This window comes from Pseudoalteromonas sp. AWH4_217 (assembly GCF_056161105.1).
Map to the genome: position 1 here is coordinate 211,980 of NZ_JBSWYM010000010.1, position 15,824 is coordinate 227,803.

Here is a 15,824-nt window from a genome sequence, read left to right on the forward strand (position 1 = left end):
AGGAGCATCATTATGTCAGCACAATTGAAACTCGAAAAACAAGGCCATATCGCGATAGTGACTATGTCCAATCCACCGGCAAACACCTGGACTCGCGATACACTGGTCGGTCTGAAGGAGCTGGTAAACGAGCTTAATGCCGATAAAAATATTTACTCTTTGGTGATCACAGGTGAAGGCGAAAAGTTCTTCTCTGCGGGCGCCGATCTGAATGTGTTTGCTGACGGCGACAAAGGCGTTGCGGCGGATATGTCTCGCGTATTTGGTGAAGCGTTCGAAACCCTGAGTGATTTCCGCGGCGTGTCTATTGCAGCCATTAATGGCTTTGCGATGGGCGGTGGCCTGGAAGTCGCCCTGGCATGTGATATTCGTATTGCAGAAGCGCAGGCTCAAATGGCACTGCCAGAGGCCAAAGTGGGCTTGCTGCCTTGTGCCGGTGGTACACAAAACCTGTCATGGCTGATCGGTGAAGGCTGGGCGAAGCGCATGATCTTATGTGGTGAGCGCCTCAAAGCAGATAAAGCTCAGCAGATTGGGCTAGTTGAAGAAGTGGTTGAGCAGGGTAAAGCGCTTGAAGCCGCACTTGAGCTGGCTAAGAAAGTTGAAGATCAAAGCCCGGTGGCTGTGACCGCCTGTAAAGCCCTCATCCAAAAAGGTCGCACAGGTACCATCAACAGTGCACTGCCGCTTGAGCGTGAACTGTTCGTGACTTTGTTCGACACGCAAGACCAAAAAGAGGGCGTCAATGCCTTCTTGGAAAAACGTAAAGCAAACTGGGTGAATGGCTAATGGTTGAATTACAGTTACTGAACCAGGCAGATGCCACAGTGGTATTTGAGTTGGCGCACTGTAATAACGGCATGAAGGTGGCGGTTGCCACCCTCAATGCGCCAAAAGCACTTAACGCACTGAACCTGGAAATGATCCGCTTATTGGATCCACAGCTTAAGGCCTGGGCTGAAGACGAGCAGATAGCTATGGTGCTGCTCAAAGGCGCAGGTGAAAAAGCCTTTTGTGCCGGTGGTGATGTGGTTAGCCTGTACAATGCTATGGCTGCGGAAGATGGCAATAATCATCTGGAAGTTTTCTTTTCCGAGGAATATCGCCTCGATTACCACATCCACAATTATGATAAACCTATCCTGCTTTGGGGCAATGGCATCATCATGGGTGGTGGTCTGGGCCTGATGGCCGGCGCCAGTCATCGGGTGGTGACTGAATCATCACGTATTGCAATGCCGGAAATCACCATTGGTTTATATCCGGATGTTGGTGGCAGCTACTTCCTGAACAAGATGCCGGAGGGCGTCGGTTTATTCCTTGGCCTGACTGGTGCCTCCATCAATGCCACCGATGCCAAGTTTGTTGGCCTGGCCGACCACTATATGGATGGCGAACGTCTGGATATGCTGCTGCATAATCTCAGTGAAGTAAACTGGGGTAAAACCAATGTACTTAATCATGAGAAGCTGACTCAATTACTCATCTCGCTTGATGAGGCATCGCACATTCCGCCGCGCAGTGAAATCAAGCCGCTAGCTGAGTCTTTTGCTCAACTCGCTGAATTTGACACCCTGGAAGCACAGGTTGAGCATATTCTGGCGCTCGACAGCACAGAGAACAAATGGCTGAGCAAGGCGCAAAAAGCTCTCAAACATGGCTCTCCTTTGAGCGCAGTATTAATTCAGGCGCAACTAAAGCGTGCAGAAGGCCTGTCACTGAAGGAGTGCTTCTTGCGTGAATTGGCGATGTCGGTTCACTGTGGTGAAGTGGGTGAGTTTCGAGAAGGTGTACGTGCACTGCTGATTGACAAAGACGGACAGCCTCAGTGGCAATTTAAGACCATTACAGACGTAGACAGCGCTGTGATTGAGCGCTTTTTTGCGCCACGCTGGGAAGAGAGTGAACATCCTCTGGCTGATCTATAAGGAATAAACACATGGCAAAGATTGGATTTATAGGTTTAGGAAACATGGGTGGCCCGATGGCGGCCAATTTAGTAAAAGCTGGTCATCAGGTGATGGTATTTGATCTAAGCGCAGAGGCAGTGAATCACCTTGTTTCAATGGGTGCTCATGCCGCAGACAAAGTGTCTGACGTGTGCTCAGGTGCCGATTTTGTTGTCAGCATGCTGCCAGCCAGCAAACACGTTCGTATGATTTATACTGGCGAAGATGGGTTAATCAACTATCTTGAAAAGTCGACGCTGGTGATTGACTGCTCGACAATCGATGCCGAATCAGCGCAGTTTGTTGGTAATGCACTGGCTGACGCGGGTATTGCGTTTGTAGATGCGCCCGTTTCAGGCGGCGTAGCCGGGGCTGCGGCAGGTACTTTAACCTTTATCGTGGGTGGCAGTGACGCAGATTTTAACAAAGCACAGACTGTCCTGAACGATATGGGTAAGAATATTTTCCATGCCGGGGCGGTGGGTGCAGGCCAGGTCGCTAAGATCTGTAATAATATGCTGCTATCAATACTCATGGCAGGCACCAGTGAAGCACTGCAAATGGGCGTTGACCACGGCCTTGATCCAAAAGTATTGAGTGAAATCATGCTCAACAGCTCGGGTCGCAACTGGACATTGGAGTTATACAACCCATGTCCGGACGTATTAGAGAATGTGCCTTCGTCAAATGGGTATAAACCTGGTTTTATGGTTGACTTGATGGCCAAAGACTTAGGGTTGGCGATGCAGGCGGCACAGCAAACAAATTCGGCTACGCCGATGGGGGCACTGGCAAAAAATCTCTACAACCTGATGCAGAATCAGGGCAGTGGCAGTGAAGATTTTAGTGCTATTTTTAAACTCTATTCACAGAAGCAGTAACAGAAGCAGGGTTGAAATATCATGGATATAAAGAACAAAACGGTGGTGATCACCGGTGGTGCGCAGGGCCTTGGCTTTGCGATGGCAACGGAAATGGCCAAAATGGGTGCCAAACTGGCATTGATAGATATGCAGGAAGAGCAGCTGCAAAGTGCAGCCGCTGAGCTCAGAACACTGGATGTTGAAGTAAAAACTTATGTGGCGAATGTGAGCCTGGAGAGCGATGTTGAACAGGTATTCAGCGACATAGTGGCTGACCTGGGTAACATTGCGGTATTGGTCAACAATGCGGGCATTTTACGCGATGGTCTGCTGTTAAAAGCCAAAGACGGTGAAGTGACGGATAAAATGTCACTACAGCAGTTCCAGTCGGTACTGGACGTTAACCTGACCGGGGTATTCCTGTGTGGTCGTGAAGCGGCAACTAAGATGGTAGAAGGCCAGGAAGGGGGCGTTATCATCAATATGTCGAGCGTGGCACGTGCGGGCAATATGGGTCAGACCAATTACTCGGCAGCTAAAGCTGGCGTCGTTGCTATGACTACATCCTGGGCGAAAGAGCTCGGCCGCTACGGTATTCGTGTTGGCGCAATTGCGCCAGGTGTCATCCGTACACAAATGACTGACGCAATGAAGCCTGAAGCCAAAGAACGCCTGCTGAAAATGAAACCCGTTGGACGTTTGGGTGAAGCTGGCGAGATTGCCCACACGGCAAAATATATTATCGAGAATGATTTCTTCACCGGTCGTGTTGTAGAAATTGACGGCGGGATCAGACTCTGATAAATTAATACTTAAGTATCGGTTTGCTTTTACTTTTGACCTAAAACCAATACAAAAGAATTCGCATACTTATGTTCCTTTATCTTCGCAAGAAGAAAGTGTGTTGAATCAAGCGGCAGGCCACGCATACCTGCCGCTTTTTAGTTTCTGGCGCACAAGTGTTTGGCGTATTGGCTTATCTACTTCTTTTCTGAGCATGCCTTTTGCTCTTTGAATATTATTGAAAAATTACATATTCTTTTAACTAATCCATTGCTAAAGTAGCGCATTACTCATTATTTATCGTTACGAACAAGGGACGACTTTGATTGATTTTGTAGCCACTTTTATCTTCTTTTTTGCGGTTATCGACCCCATAGGCACGATACCCGTATTTATTGCGGTTACGCGTGGCTATGATGCCGCAGCGAAACGCAAAATTGCCGTGATTGCGAGTCTGGTTGCCGCGGCTTTGCTGGTGTTTTTTGCTGTTGCGGGTGAGATTCTACTGACTGCGATGGGGATCCCGCTGGCAGCTTTTCAGATTGCCGGTGGCATTGTGCTGTTCTTATTTGCATTGTCGATGATCTTTGGTGAGAGTAAGCCGGAAGAAGAGGTCCGGTTAATTAAAGACCACCGTGAAACTGCGATATTCCCGTTGGCGGTCCCATCGATCGCCAGCCCAGGTGCAATGCTTGCGTGTGTTTTGTTAACTGAGAATGCGCGTTTTAATATTTTCGAGCAAGTGCAGACGGTGGCTATGATGCTCGCGGTGATTTTACTGACGTTACTACTGATGCTGGTAGCAAGTAGCGTTCATAAGGTCATCGGTAATGCCGGTGCCAGTGTTATCAGTCGGGTAATGGGATTGATATTGGCATCCGTGGCGGTGACCAATGCATTAGCGGGTTTTGTGAGTTACTTCGATAAGTAAAGATTAGCTGGAAAAGCAGCCTAAGGGCTCGGGAAAGTTGGAAAAGCAGCCCTAGGGCTGCTAAACCAGTATAGAGTGGTGTGTCAGCTGGATTGCTGATTACGTTCTGCCCAGGCTTTATTAACAGAGCGACGCCACAAGAAGTCAATAACGAAAAAGCCCAGAATCGCAGCCATGCAGGCGCAGATCAACGAGCCGAGCATAAAAGCGGGGCCGATAGTCGACAGGCTCTCTACCAGCCAACTCCAGCTGGCTTCAAAATGAAACGGTTGCTCCTCCTGACCCAGTGCAAACGCACCCACCTGATATGATGCATAAAAAATTGGAGGCATAGTAAGGGGGTTCGTGATCCACACCAGTGCAATAGAAAGTGGCAGATTTACTCTGAAAGGAATAGCCAGGGCGGCTGCAAGAACCATTTGAAAAGGAACAGGGATGAACGCAAAGAACAGGCCTACGGAAAAGGCCCCACGCGCCGAGCGGCGATTTAAATGCCAAAGATTTGCATCATGTAACAAACTACCGAATATTTTCAGCGACTTTTGCTGTTTGATCTTATTGTGATCGGGTAGAAACCGTTGGATCGTCTTCTTTGGCATGTTAAGCAACCATTTACATCGATATTGATCTGCTGCGGCCTGATCAGCGGGTGCCTGATCTCAGTATTTTATCTGGGTCAGTGGCAGTGGTTTGTCTGCTCAGGCGTGCTCCTTTTTCTCTGCGGGTATTTTAAGACTTTTTCGAGTGTTTTGGCAGGTTTTATTTTAGGTATTTTTGTGACGGTTTGTCACTATTGGCTGGTTTATGCGCCACCGCTTGCTGAAAAAGGCTTAGAGCAGAACATTGAGGTGGTGGGTACTGTGAGCAAAATCATTGGTACAGGCGCGAACCCTTATGTCACGCTAGAGCTGGCAAGCATAGGCCAGTATAAGGTGCCCCGGTATCGCCGTGTACGCGCAAATGTGTCACTAAGTGGCGCGTTGCCCAATGACTTACATGGCGCAACACTGGCAGGCATGGCGACACTTAAACCGTTTCGCAGTCGAAAAAACTTCTCGGTATTTGACGCTGAGCTTTATGCCTTTCGCAATCAGGTACTCTACAAAGGCCGTCTGTCAGTGGAGGATGCAAGTTACGAACATAGCGAACGCTTGCGGACGACCTATCGCACTTGGGTGTCACAGGCGCTGGATGGATTGCATTTTAGCTGGTTTTACTATGTGATACTGACGGGAGATAAAAGCGCGGTACCGCAAGCCGATAAAGCTTACTTTCAATCGCTGGGTCTCAGTCATTTGCTGGCCATTTCCGGCCTGCATGTGGCCATTGTATTTGCGCTGAGCTTTGGTCTGTGCAAACTTGCCCTGGCTTTAATGTGGTCGCGTTTGGCTCAGCATCATAATTATCAGCTGGGCTACTTTACCTTTGCGCTGCTCTTAAGCGGGGTGTATGTCTGGCTCAGTGGTATGCAGGTGTCAGCGCAGCGCGCCTGGTTAATGGCCTTGCTGGGCGCATGTTGCTTTTTGTTTGCCCGGCGCCTGAGTCCTGCACGAACCTTAATCTATGCCCTGGCGGTGATCTTATTAGCTAATCCCTTTGCTGTGCTCAATCTGGGGCTGTATTTTTCTTTCTTTGCAGTGGCCACTATTTTTATGGTGTTTCGTAACGTAGTGCGTGAATCACAACGCCTGTCCCGAGTTAAACTGCTGTTATATTTACAATGTGGCTTATTTGCGGCTCTGTTGCCGCTTACCCTTTATTCCTTCCATGGCTTTAGCATGAGCAGCATACCGATCAACCTGGTGGTGATTCCATTGTTGTCGGTAGTGATTTTTCCGCTGCTGTTGACACATCTGCTCAGCGTAATGACCACGGGCTGGGCCGTTTTAGCTCTACCAGATGCCATGCTTAACTCGGCCTATCAGTGGCTAAACGCTTTTCCTTACCACTGGTGGCATACTGGCGCGATGGCACCAGAGCTGGTGATACTGAGCTACTTAGCGTTACTACTGTGTATGAGTACCTTAACCCGGCCATTTGCCTGGGTTCCGGTGTCTGCCGCCCTGATGGTAAACTTCTCCGAACGGCCACCCGACTGGCAGGTAGACGTTTTTGATGTTGGGCATGGCACAGCGGTACTGGTCACTGCTCAGGGCAATGGCGTGCTTATTGACCTTGGCGCCAGTTATTTTTCGCGTTATTCGCTGTTTGAAAATGTGATTAAGCCTTATTTGCAGGCGCATCGTATTACCCTTGTGCATACCGTGATCAGCCATGACGACAGTGATCATAACGGCGGGCTCGCTGACTTATACCGTTTCGATGGTGGCCGCTCCCTGGAACAGTTTCACCAGGGAGATGGCAAGGCGCTGTGCACACTCAAAACGGTGCAAATGGGCAAACTGAGTATCGAGTCTCTGTGGCCAGTTGAGCCAATGAGCAGCGACAATAACAATTCCTGCGTGGTGAGGATAAGTGATGGCACGACCGAGCTGTTACTACCCGGAGACATAGAGCAGGTTGCAGAAAAGGCACTGTTGGCATTGCAAGGGGAAAAGCTGCCATCGGAGATACTGATTGCTCCCCACCACGGCAGCAATACATCATCAAGTATGGCGTTTGTCTCTGCCGTTGCACCTAAATGGGTGGTGTTCTCGCGAGGATACCATTCTCCATGGCGCTTGCCACACGAAGAGGTGGTGGCGCGTTATCAATCGACGGGCAGCCAGATGCTGGATACCGCCACTGCTGGTCAGGTTCGATTCAAAATTACCGGGACAGAAGTTCAACTGGAAACCGCCCGCGACAGGAAAAGTTTTTGGTTCTTAAGATAATGCATTCAGTTTTGCCATCAGTACAGCTACAATACGCGGGTTATGACGTACCAGAGAGACACTATGCAACAATCCGCCAAGCAGATCTACAAGCGGCTTCTGAGTTACACCTTCGATTTTAAAGTGCCGGCCTTGTTTGCCATCATTGGCATGCTCGGTTACGCCGCCATGGATGCGCTGTTCGTTCAGCTAATGCAGCCGTTTATTGACGATGGCCTGACAGAGCGCAATGCCGAAGTGTTAAAAATGGCACCCATAGTGGTAGTGTTGCTGGTTATTGGGCGCGGTATTTTCAACTACATGGCATCGTATTGTCTGAGTTATGTGGGCTCTCAGGTGGTAAGAAAGCTGCGTCAGTCTTTGTTTGAACACATGCTGTTCTTACCTGTAAGCTTTCACGATCAGCACTCCAATGGCGAAATGATCTCAAAAATCACCTTTGATACTGAGCAAGTGCAACAGGCCGTGACCCGTGCTTTGCAGGTAATGATCCGCGAAGGCGCTTTTGTACTGTTTTTGCTGGTGGTAATGTTCAACGCCAGCTGGCAATTGTCTTTGATATTTTTAGTTGTGATTCCTATCGTCGGCGTGATAGTGAACCTGGTCTCTAAGCGCTTTCGAAAAATTTCAAAGAATATTCAGGATGCCATGGGTGAAGTAACCCGTAGCTCAGAGCAGATGCTGGCCGGGCATAAAGTGATCCATGGTTTCGGTGGTCAGGACAAAGAGATAACTCACTTTGCCGATGTGAATAACCGCAATCGCCAGCAACGTGTAAAGATGGATGCAACGCGTGCACTGAGCGTGTCTGTGATCCAAATTATTGCAGCCAGCGCCATGGCATTCATCCTGGCTATCATCGCGATGCCAGAAATGATAGATACCATCTCATCGGGCACCTTTGTGTCGCTGACTACCTCTATGATGATGATGCTCAGACCGCTTAAGCAGCTGGCGAATGTGAACAGTGATCTGCAGCGCGGTATTGCTGCAGCGACCAGTATTTTTGAAATTCTGGACAAAGAGCAGGAAAAGAATACCGGCGAACTTGAGGCAGACAGAGTAAAAGGCGAGATCGCGGTCTCAGGCGTGACATTCCGTTACCCGGGCAAAGATGAAGCCGTCATTAAATCCTTATCATTACAAATTCCGGCAGGTCAAAGTATCGCGCTAGTGGGCCGCAGTGGGTCGGGTAAGTCGACTTTATCGAACCTGCTGCCGCGTTTTTACGACTGGGATGAAGGAGAGATCACCCTGGATGGGGTGAAACTTCAGGACTACACACTATCCTCGCTGCGTAAGCAGTTTGCACTGGTGTCACAACAGGTCGTGCTGTTTAACGACACCATTGCCAACAATATTATGTATGGACTGGAGCGCGCTTATTCTCAGGAAGAGCTGGAGCAGGTAGCAAAGCAGGCCCATGTCTGGGAGTTTGTTAAAGACTTGCCTGAGGGTTTGAATACTATGGTGGGTGAAAACGGTGTCATGTTGTCCGGCGGGCAGCGTCAGCGCATTGCCATCGCCCGCGCGATTGTTAAAAACGCCCCCATTTTGATTCTCGATGAAGCGACTTCGGCACTGGATACCGAGTCGGAACGGTTGATCCAGCAAGCGCTCGACAACCTGATGAAAGATAAAACCTCCATTGTGATAGCACACCGCCTGTCTACCATTGAGCAGTCAGACTGTATTTATGTTCTCGATCAGGGTCGTATTGTTGAGCAGGGTAAACACCAGGCACTGCTTGAGCAAAAGGGCATTTATGCCGCGTTATGCCAGATGCAATACGGTGAGCAGGCATGAATCGCTTAGAGCGCAGCTGGTATCAGCCATTAGGGCTGTTAAATATCTTACTGCTGCCTTTGTCAGGCTTATTTTGGCTATTGAGCTCACTGCGCAGGGGGCTATTTAAGCTGGGCCTCAAGCGAGTCTATAAAGCGCCCGTACCGGTGATCATCGTTGGTAATATCGGTATAGGTGGCAACGGTAAAACACCGTTCGTGCTGTGGCTGGTGCCATACCTTGAGTCTTTGGGCCTGAAAGTAGCCGTGATCAGCCGGGGCTATGGTGCAAAGCCTCCCGGTCTGCCATACCGAGTGACGGACAACAGCAGCGCCGCAGAAGCGGGAGATGAGCCGTTATTGATATACAAGCGGCTGGGTTGTCCTGTGATGATAGGTGGCGACCGTCAGGCCAGCATTGAAATGCTGATGCGTGAAGACAAACCAGATATTATAGTCAGTGACGATGGCCTGCAGCACTATCAGCTGGCCCGAGATATCGAGATTTGTATTGTTGATGCACAACGCCGTTTTGGCAACAGTCTGCTGCTACCGGCTGGTCCTTTACGCGAAACATCAGGGCGTCTCAAGCACACAGATCTGGTTGTCTATAATGGAGAATCAGACGGGGTTGGTTATGAGCTGGCTCGCAGTGGCTATTTCAGCGTGAAAGACAATCAGGCGGTTGCGCGAACCGCCGGGCAGGGCGTTGCCGTAAGCGCCATTGGTAACCCGCAGCGATTTGAACAGTCCTTGCGCTCAGATGGCATTGAACTGACCGCTACACTGCATTTTGCCGATCACCATGCCTACAGCGCAGCCGACTTTGCCACGTGCGAAGATCAGGCTGTCTTTATGACCGAAAAAGACGCCGTAAAATGCCAGTCATTCGGCAAAGAAAATTGGTATTATTTAAAAGTAGAAGCCCAGCCCAGTGCTGCGCTTATACAACAACTGAATTCGTTATTAAAACAAAAAGGGATAGTCAACCATGGCCTTTGACACTAAATTACTCGAGATTATTGCTTGTCCGGTTTGCAAAGGAAAACTGAGATTTGACAAAGACAATCAGGAGCTGATCAGCACGGCTGCGAAACTGGCTTACCCTGTCAGAAACGACATTCCAGTACTACTGGAAAACGAAGCGCGCGAATTATCCCTTGAAGAGGTCGAAAAGTGGAATTCATAGTCGTTATTCCGGCGCGTTACGCTTCAACCCGTCTGCCAGGCAAACCGCTTGCTGACATTTGTGGTAAACCCATGATCCAGCATGTGTTCGAGCAGGCGCAAAAGTCTGGCGCCAAAGCCGTTTACATCGCGACCGACAACACTCAGGTGTTTGAGCGCGCTAAAGCCTTTACAGAGAACGTACTGATGACCCGAGAAGATCATCAGTCGGGGACTGAGCGCCTTGCAGAGGTGGTTGATCAGTTGGGGCTGGCCGACGATACCTTAGTGGTTAATGTGCAGGGCGATGAGCCCTTACTGGCGCCGGAAAACATCACTCAGGTGGCGACCTTACTGCATGAAGCTCAGGAAGCGCCGATGGCTACGCTGAGCGTTGATGTGACGGATGTGCAGGAAGTACTGAATCCCAATGCCGTTAAAGTGGTTCAGGACGCCCATCACAATGCGCTGTACTTTTCCCGCGCTTCCATCCCGTTTCAGCGTGACAGCATGATGGAGCTCGATGAGAGTAAAATTCCACTGGCACATTTTCAACGTCATGTGGGTATCTATGCCTATCGCGCCGGGTTTATTAAAACCTATCTGGCCTTACCGGTTTCTCCGCTGGAAGGGCAGGAATCGCTTGAGCAATTGCGTGTGTTATACCACGGTTATCGTATCAAAATTGCCAAGGCGTGTCGTCCGGTTTATGCCGGGGTTGATACACCGGAAGACTTAAAACGCGTCGTAGAGTACCTCAATGGCGCCCTTTGAGGTGATCGCCAGCCACCCGGACTTTGTGGTGGCACATAAACCCGCCGGGGTGAGTTTTCACAGTGAGCACGAAAGCGGCTTTGTTGCGTTATTGGCTGAGCAGTTGGGTGAGCAGCTTTACCCGGTTCACCGACTCGATAAGGTAACGTCCGGCTTGCTGGTACTGGCGCGCTCAAGTCAAGCCGCAGCCAGGCTAACTGAGTTGTTTACCAGTCGCGCCGTAGATAAGTTTTATCTGGCACTCATCGATAGCAAACCCAAAAAGAAGCAAGGCTGGGTTAAAGGCGACATGGCTAAATCCCGGCGCGGCACTTATAAGCTGTTAACCAGTCAAGACAACCCGGCTGTTACGCGCTTTTACAGTGCCAGCATAGCACCGGGTCTCAGAGCCTGTTTACTCAAGCCATACAGCGGCAAAACACACCAGTTGCGGGTTGCGCTAAAAAGCTTGTCAGCGCCTATCCTCGGCGATGTCAGCTATGGTGGCAGTGAAGCCGACAGAGTTTATCTGCACGCATATTGTTTGAGCTTTAAATGGGACAACGAAAGAATGACATTTTACGCTTTGCCTCAGGGCGGAGCACGGTTTGCTGAGCTGGCAGACACAGAAGTAATGCAAAGCTGGGCAAAGCCCAGAGAGTTAGAGTGGTAATATGACGCAAGATACATCCTTAAGATTTGGTGGCATCGGCCGCTTGTATGGTGATACAGAGCTTGCCTGGCTTGGCGAAGCCAGTTTCTGTGTTATCGGCATTGGCGGCGTAGGTAGCTGGGTAGCAGAAGCTCTGGCGCGCACCGGCATAGGTAAAATTACCCTGATTGATCTGGATGATATTTGTGTCACAAATATCAATCGCCAGCTGCATGCAAAAACTGAGACCATAGGCCAGCCTAAAGTCGAAGCCATGCAAGCGCGTTGTCAGTCCATCAATCCGGATTGTCAGGTTGAGGTGATAGATGACTTTATCACCCTGGATAATATCAAAGAGCATATTCAGGGTTTTGATTATGTCATCGAATGTATTGATGCGGTCAAAGAAAAAGCGGCATTGATCGCTCACTGTAAAAGGCAAAAAATTCCGGTGATCACCACAGGCGGCGCGGGTGGTCAGACAGATCCAAGTCAGATCTGTTATGGGGATGTGGCCAAAACCACTCATGACCCTTTACTTGCAAAAGTCCGATACCTGCTGCGTAAGCAGTATAACTTCACCACCAATCCGAAGCGTAAGTTTGCTGTAGACTGTGTGTATTCAACCGAGCAACTGGTTTATCCAACGGGAGATGGTAGTGTCTGTAAGGCCAAACAAATGGCCGATGGCAGTAAGAATATGGACTGTGCGACCGGATTTGGCTCTGCCACTATGGTGACGGGCAGCTTTGGCTTTTTTGCTGCGGCAAAGGCGATCCGCAAGTACTTAGACAAGCGCGCACGCGAAGCGGGCTAGTTCGCTACGGTTATTTCAGGTGCTATTGCAGCACCTGAAGTTGTTGATGGATACGTTCTACGATTGCACGTACTCCATTGCCGCGAGACGGGCTCAGGTGCTTGATCAGTCCCAGCTTGTCAAACAGCTCATAGCCATCAAGTTTACCTGCTTCTTGCGGTAACTGGTTGTTATAGCATGCAAGGATAATTGCCAGTAAACCTTTGACTATGCGGGTGTCTGAGTCTGCTATCAGTACCAGGCGTTGCTGTTGCTCATCCAGGTCAAGGTGTAACCAGACTTTACTCTCACAGCCTTTCACCAGCGCGTCATCCGTTTTTAGTGCATCCGGCATGGCCGGTAGTGCCTTGCCCAGTAGCATGATTTCGCGATACTTGCCCTGCCAGGCGCCGTGCTGCGCCAAGGTGTGCTCTATGTGTGATAAGTCCATAATTACTCTTCTAATAAACTGATGGTGTCTTTCAGTGCAACAATAAACCGACGGATGTCTTGCTGGTTGTTGTAAAACGCCAGGCTGACACGAATGGTACCTTCAATGCCCAAATGGGCCATCAAAGGTTGTGTGCAGTGGTGGCCGCTTCTGACGGCAATACCATGGGTATTGAGTAAGGTTGCCAGATCGTAATGGTGCTCGTTTTTGTAGCTAAAACTGACAGTGCCGACGTTGTTAGCGGTATCGCCCCAAATCCGGATCCCGTCAATTTCGTTTAGTTGCTGAAGCAGGCTCTGATACAGTGATTGTTCATGCCGGAATAATGCGTCATGATCTTGTGCTGACAGGTAATCAAGGGCTGCGCCAAAGCCGATAACACCGGCAATATTAGGTGTGCCTGGCTCAAATTTTTCAGGCGCCGGGCGAAAGGTGGTGCCACTAAAACTGACTGTGTCTATCATTTCGCCACCGCTTTGATAAACGGGCAGGGCATTGAGCAACTCATAGCGACCGTAGAGGCCACCAAGCCCGGTTGGCCCCAGTGCTTTGTGTGCAGAAAACACATAAAAATCGCAATCCAGCTGCTGTAAATCAGGGCGCAAATGCAAAAAAGATTGAGCACCATCTACCACTGTAACCGTGCCTGAGCTTTTACCGCTTGCTATCAATGCAGCCACATCATTGATATTGCCCAGCGCATTCGAGGCATGACAAATACTCATTACTTTGGGTTTTAATTTCTCTATCAAAGCTTTAGCTTGTTCAAGCTGGAGAATACCTTGTGCATCGACGGGCAACAATTCAATGCGTGCACCTGTGCGCTGCGCCGCGAGTTGCCAGGGTACGATATTGGCGTGATGCTCCAAAGGAGACAACAAGATCACATCATCTTTTTTTAAGCTGTCGCTCAGTCCATACGCAATTAAATTCAAAGAGGCGGTAGCGCCACTGGTCCAGACAATCTCCCGGTTTTGCACATTAAGAAATTGCGCTAATTTGCCCCGTACAGCCTCATAGGCCGTAGTTGCCTGCTCACTCAGTGTGTGTAAACCTCGGTGTACGTTGGCGTTCTGAAACTGGTAAAAATCCTTTACAGTCCGGATCACCTGATTGGGTTTCTGGGTGGTGGCAGCGGAGTCAAGATAACACAAAGGCTGGTCGTCAACCGAGACCTCAAATATGGGGAAATCACGCCGAAGTTGTATGCAAGGGTTATCGTTCAAAAGGGTCTCCTACTGCGCCTGAGCAGGCGGATTTTACCGGATTTATATGGGCTTGCAAGTCTGCCTGAAGACCTGGCACAAAAAAGGGCTGCCAATGGCAACCCTTTTCAAAGTGTCAGTTAAGCGATGCTTATCTGTCACCTTCTTTTTTGTAGTCACGTGCAGTGTAACCTGTGTACAGCTGACGTGGACGACCAATTTTGTGGCCCGGCTGAGACAGCATTTCGTTCCAGTGTGAGATCCAGCCAACAGTACGAGACATAGCGAAGATCACAGTGAACATGCTGGTCGGAATACCGATAGCCTTCAGGATGATACCTGAGTAGAAATCAACATTCGGGTAAAGCTTCTTCTCAACGAAGTAAGGGTCTTCCAGTGCGATCTGCTCAAGTTTCATTGCAACGTCAAGCAATGGATCCTGAATGTTCAGCTCTTTCAGAACTTCGTGACAAGTTTGACGCATTACGGTCGCACGCGGGTCGAAGTTTTTGTATACGCGGTGACCAAAGCCCATCAGACGGAACGGGTCGTTCTTGTCTTTTGCTTTTGCAACGTATTCGTCGATACGGTCAACAGTACCAATTTCTTCCAGCATGTTCAGACACGCTTCGTTTGCACCACCGTGCGCAGGACCCCATAGTGACGCGATACCCGCTGCGATACATGCATAAGGATTAGCGCCTGAAGAACCAGCAAGACGTACCGTTGAAGTAGACGCGTTTTGCTCATGGTCTGCGTGTAGCATGAAGATACGGTCCATTGCTTTAGCCAGTACAGGGTTAACCTTGTACTCTTCAGCAGGGACTGAGAACATCATGTGCAGGAAGTTTTCTGCGTAGCTCAGGTCGTTACGTGGGTAAACGAACGGCTGGCCTGTGTTGTACTTGTACGCCATCGCAGCAATGGTAGGCAGTTTAGCAACCAGTTTGATTGCACAACGCATACGCTGATCTGCGTCTGAGATGTCCAGGTCGTCGTGATAGAACGAAGACAATGCACCAACCACACCACACAGCATCGCCATTGGGTGAGAATCAACGCGGAAGCCCTGGAAGAACGACGCAATTTTCTCATGCAGCATAGTGTTGTGCGTAATGTTCTTTGCAAATTCTTCAAGTTGCGCATCGTCTGGTAATTCACCGTTCAGAAGCAGGTAGCACAGCTCAATGTAGTTAGATTGCTCTGCTAATTGCTCGATTGGGTAACCACGGTGTAGTAGTACACCCTTTGCACCATCGATATAAGTAATAGATGATTCGCAAGAGCCAGTCGACATAAAACCAGGGTCGTATGTGAAGAAGCCGTGAGCGCCAAGTGTGCGGACGTCGACTACGTCCTGGCCAGCAGTGCCAGAGTAGATCGGGAGTTCGATCGGATCATGACCATCGATATGGACTGTGGCTTTCTTATCTGCCATCTATTTATCTCCTATGAAATAACAATATTCTGATTGTTATGTTGTGATACTAATGTTAAGCAAATTCAGATCATTCTAACTTAAAATAGGGGTGGAAAGTCAATTTTTCTGAGAATTATGCACAAATGTATGATAAATATTCTACGCCGTTTAAATATTATACCATCGGCTAATTCGCAAGCGTCTCAATCTAAACAAGAATTGTAAAAGGCCGCTCG

At 49.3% G+C, this 15,824-nt stretch carries 16 protein-coding genes; 12 read left to right on the plus strand and 4 right to left on the minus strand.

Annotated features, from left to right (window positions below):
- The first annotated feature begins 12 nt into the window (after positions 1-12).
- From ACXAH1_RS14440 to ACXAH1_RS14460, 5 genes are all read left to right on the plus strand, one after another.
- Positions 13-789, plus strand: a complete 777-nt coding sequence (locus tag ACXAH1_RS14440; protein WP_475197597.1) for an enoyl-CoA hydratase — start codon at positions 13-15, stop codon at positions 787-789.
- On the plus strand, positions 789-1,928 hold the full coding sequence (locus tag ACXAH1_RS14445; protein ID WP_475197599.1) for an enoyl-CoA hydratase/isomerase family protein: 1,140 nt from the start codon (positions 789-791) through the stop codon (positions 1,926-1,928). The genes ACXAH1_RS14440 and ACXAH1_RS14445 overlap by 1 nt, the downstream gene beginning before the upstream one ends.
- Positions 1,929-1,939: 11 nt before the next feature.
- On the plus strand, positions 1,940-2,830 hold the full coding sequence (mmsB, locus tag ACXAH1_RS14450) for a 3-hydroxyisobutyrate dehydrogenase (RefSeq protein ID WP_475197600.1): 891 nt from the start codon (positions 1,940-1,942) through the stop codon (positions 2,828-2,830).
- Positions 2,831-2,851: 21 nt separating this feature from the next.
- A complete protein-coding gene (locus ACXAH1_RS14455; RefSeq protein WP_475197602.1) occupies positions 2,852-3,613 on the plus strand; it encodes an SDR family oxidoreductase in 762 nt (253 codons plus the stop codon).
- Between the two features lie 304 nt (positions 3,614-3,917).
- Complete coding sequence (locus ACXAH1_RS14460; RefSeq protein ID WP_475197603.1) at positions 3,918-4,526, plus strand: MarC family protein; 609 nt, start codon at positions 3,918-3,920, stop codon at positions 4,524-4,526.
- Between the two features lie 83 nt (positions 4,527-4,609).
- On the opposite strand, the gene ACXAH1_RS14465 is transcribed toward ACXAH1_RS14460, so the two are convergent.
- Complete coding sequence (locus tag ACXAH1_RS14465) at positions 4,610-5,125, minus strand: DUF2062 domain-containing protein (protein ID WP_054016879.1); 516 nt, start codon at positions 5,123-5,125, stop codon at positions 4,610-4,612.
- Positions 5,126-5,149: 24 nt separating this feature from the next.
- Here ACXAH1_RS14465 and ACXAH1_RS14470 point away from each other — a divergent pair, with 24 nt between their 5' ends.
- The 7 genes from ACXAH1_RS14470 to tcdA all read left to right on the plus strand — a co-directional run bounded on the left by ACXAH1_RS14470 (position 5,150) and on the right by tcdA (position 12,533).
- Positions 5,150-7,360: a DNA internalization-related competence protein ComEC/Rec2 gene (locus ACXAH1_RS14470; RefSeq protein WP_475197632.1), complete on the plus strand. Its 2,211-nt coding sequence runs from the start codon at positions 5,150-5,152 to the stop codon at positions 7,358-7,360.
- A 63-nt stretch (positions 7,361-7,423) separates the two neighbouring features.
- Positions 7,424-9,166 (plus strand): lipid A export permease/ATP-binding protein MsbA, encoded by a 1,743-nt coding sequence (gene msbA / locus ACXAH1_RS14475; protein ID WP_475197605.1) that lies wholly within the window; start codon positions 7,424-7,426, stop codon positions 9,164-9,166.
- Positions 9,163-10,146: a tetraacyldisaccharide 4'-kinase gene (gene lpxK, locus ACXAH1_RS14480; protein ID WP_475197607.1), complete on the plus strand. Its 984-nt coding sequence runs from the start codon at positions 9,163-9,165 to the stop codon at positions 10,144-10,146. Before msbA ends, lpxK begins: the two co-directional genes overlap by 4 nt.
- The gene (locus ACXAH1_RS14485; protein ID WP_010381495.1) at positions 10,136-10,333 is read left to right on the plus strand and encodes a Trm112 family protein; all 198 of its coding nucleotides are present in this window, start codon (positions 10,136-10,138) and stop codon (positions 10,331-10,333) included. Before lpxK ends, ACXAH1_RS14485 begins: the two co-directional genes overlap by 11 nt.
- Positions 10,321-11,085 (plus strand): 3-deoxy-manno-octulosonate cytidylyltransferase, encoded by a 765-nt coding sequence (kdsB, locus tag ACXAH1_RS14490; RefSeq protein ID WP_253046308.1) that lies wholly within the window; start codon positions 10,321-10,323, stop codon positions 11,083-11,085. The genes ACXAH1_RS14485 and kdsB overlap by 13 nt, the downstream gene beginning before the upstream one ends.
- Positions 11,072-11,737: a TIGR01621 family pseudouridine synthase gene (locus ACXAH1_RS14495; protein ID WP_475197609.1), complete on the plus strand. Its 666-nt coding sequence runs from the start codon at positions 11,072-11,074 to the stop codon at positions 11,735-11,737. The genes kdsB and ACXAH1_RS14495 overlap by 14 nt, the downstream gene beginning before the upstream one ends.
- A 1-nt stretch (position 11,738) precedes the next feature.
- Positions 11,739-12,533: a tRNA cyclic N6-threonylcarbamoyladenosine(37) synthase TcdA gene (tcdA, locus tag ACXAH1_RS14500; protein ID WP_475197610.1), complete on the plus strand. Its 795-nt coding sequence runs from the start codon at positions 11,739-11,741 to the stop codon at positions 12,531-12,533.
- A gap of 22 nt (positions 12,534-12,555) precedes the next feature.
- Here tcdA and ACXAH1_RS14505 read toward each other — a convergent pair whose 3' ends face one another.
- The 3 genes from ACXAH1_RS14505 to ACXAH1_RS14515 form a co-directional block, all read right to left on the minus strand.
- Positions 12,556-12,963: a SufE family protein gene (locus ACXAH1_RS14505; RefSeq protein WP_475197612.1), complete on the minus strand. Its 408-nt coding sequence runs from the start codon at positions 12,961-12,963 to the stop codon at positions 12,556-12,558.
- Between the two features lie 2 nt (positions 12,964-12,965).
- Positions 12,966-14,189 carry an aminotransferase class V-fold PLP-dependent enzyme gene (locus ACXAH1_RS14510; RefSeq protein WP_475197613.1) on the minus strand — a complete coding sequence of 408 codons (1,224 nt, stop codon included), beginning with the start codon at positions 14,187-14,189 and terminating at the stop codon, positions 12,966-12,968.
- Between the two features lie 130 nt (positions 14,190-14,319).
- On the minus strand, positions 14,320-15,606 hold the full coding sequence (locus ACXAH1_RS14515; protein WP_046003811.1) for a citrate synthase: 1,287 nt from the start codon (positions 15,604-15,606) through the stop codon (positions 14,320-14,322).
- Positions 15,607-15,824 lie beyond the last annotated feature (218 nt).

Excerpts from the sequence above, each read along its gene's own strand:
- ACXAH1_RS14505 (WP_475197612.1), bottom strand. The coding sequence starts at position 12,963 with ATGGACTTATCACACATAGAGCACACCTTGGCGCAGCACGGCGCCTGG.
- ACXAH1_RS14495 (WP_475197609.1), top strand. The coding sequence starts at position 11,072 with ATGGCGCCCTTTGAGGTGATCGCCAGCCACCCGGACTTTGTGGTGGCA.
- lpxK (WP_475197607.1), top strand. The coding sequence starts at position 9,163 with ATGAATCGCTTAGAGCGCAGCTGGTATCAGCCATTAGGGCTGTTAAAT.
- ACXAH1_RS14515 (WP_046003811.1), bottom strand. The coding sequence starts at position 15,606 with ATGGCAGATAAGAAAGCCACAGTCCATATCGATGGTCATGATCCGATC.
- mmsB (WP_475197600.1), top strand. The coding sequence starts at position 1,940 with ATGGCAAAGATTGGATTTATAGGTTTAGGAAACATGGGTGGCCCGATG.
- ACXAH1_RS14440 (WP_475197597.1), top strand. The coding sequence starts at position 13 with ATGTCAGCACAATTGAAACTCGAAAAACAAGGCCATATCGCGATAGTG.
- ACXAH1_RS14485 (WP_010381495.1), top strand. The coding sequence starts at position 10,136 with ATGGCCTTTGACACTAAATTACTCGAGATTATTGCTTGTCCGGTTTGC.
- tcdA (WP_475197610.1), top strand. The coding sequence starts at position 11,739 with ATGACGCAAGATACATCCTTAAGATTTGGTGGCATCGGCCGCTTGTAT.
- msbA (WP_475197605.1), top strand. The coding sequence starts at position 7,424 with ATGCAACAATCCGCCAAGCAGATCTACAAGCGGCTTCTGAGTTACACC.
- ACXAH1_RS14455 (WP_475197602.1), top strand. The coding sequence starts at position 2,852 with ATGGATATAAAGAACAAAACGGTGGTGATCACCGGTGGTGCGCAGGGC.
- ACXAH1_RS14465 (WP_054016879.1), bottom strand. The coding sequence starts at position 5,125 with ATGCCAAAGAAGACGATCCAACGGTTTCTACCCGATCACAATAAGATC.
- ACXAH1_RS14445 (WP_475197599.1), top strand. The coding sequence starts at position 789 with ATGGTTGAATTACAGTTACTGAACCAGGCAGATGCCACAGTGGTATTT.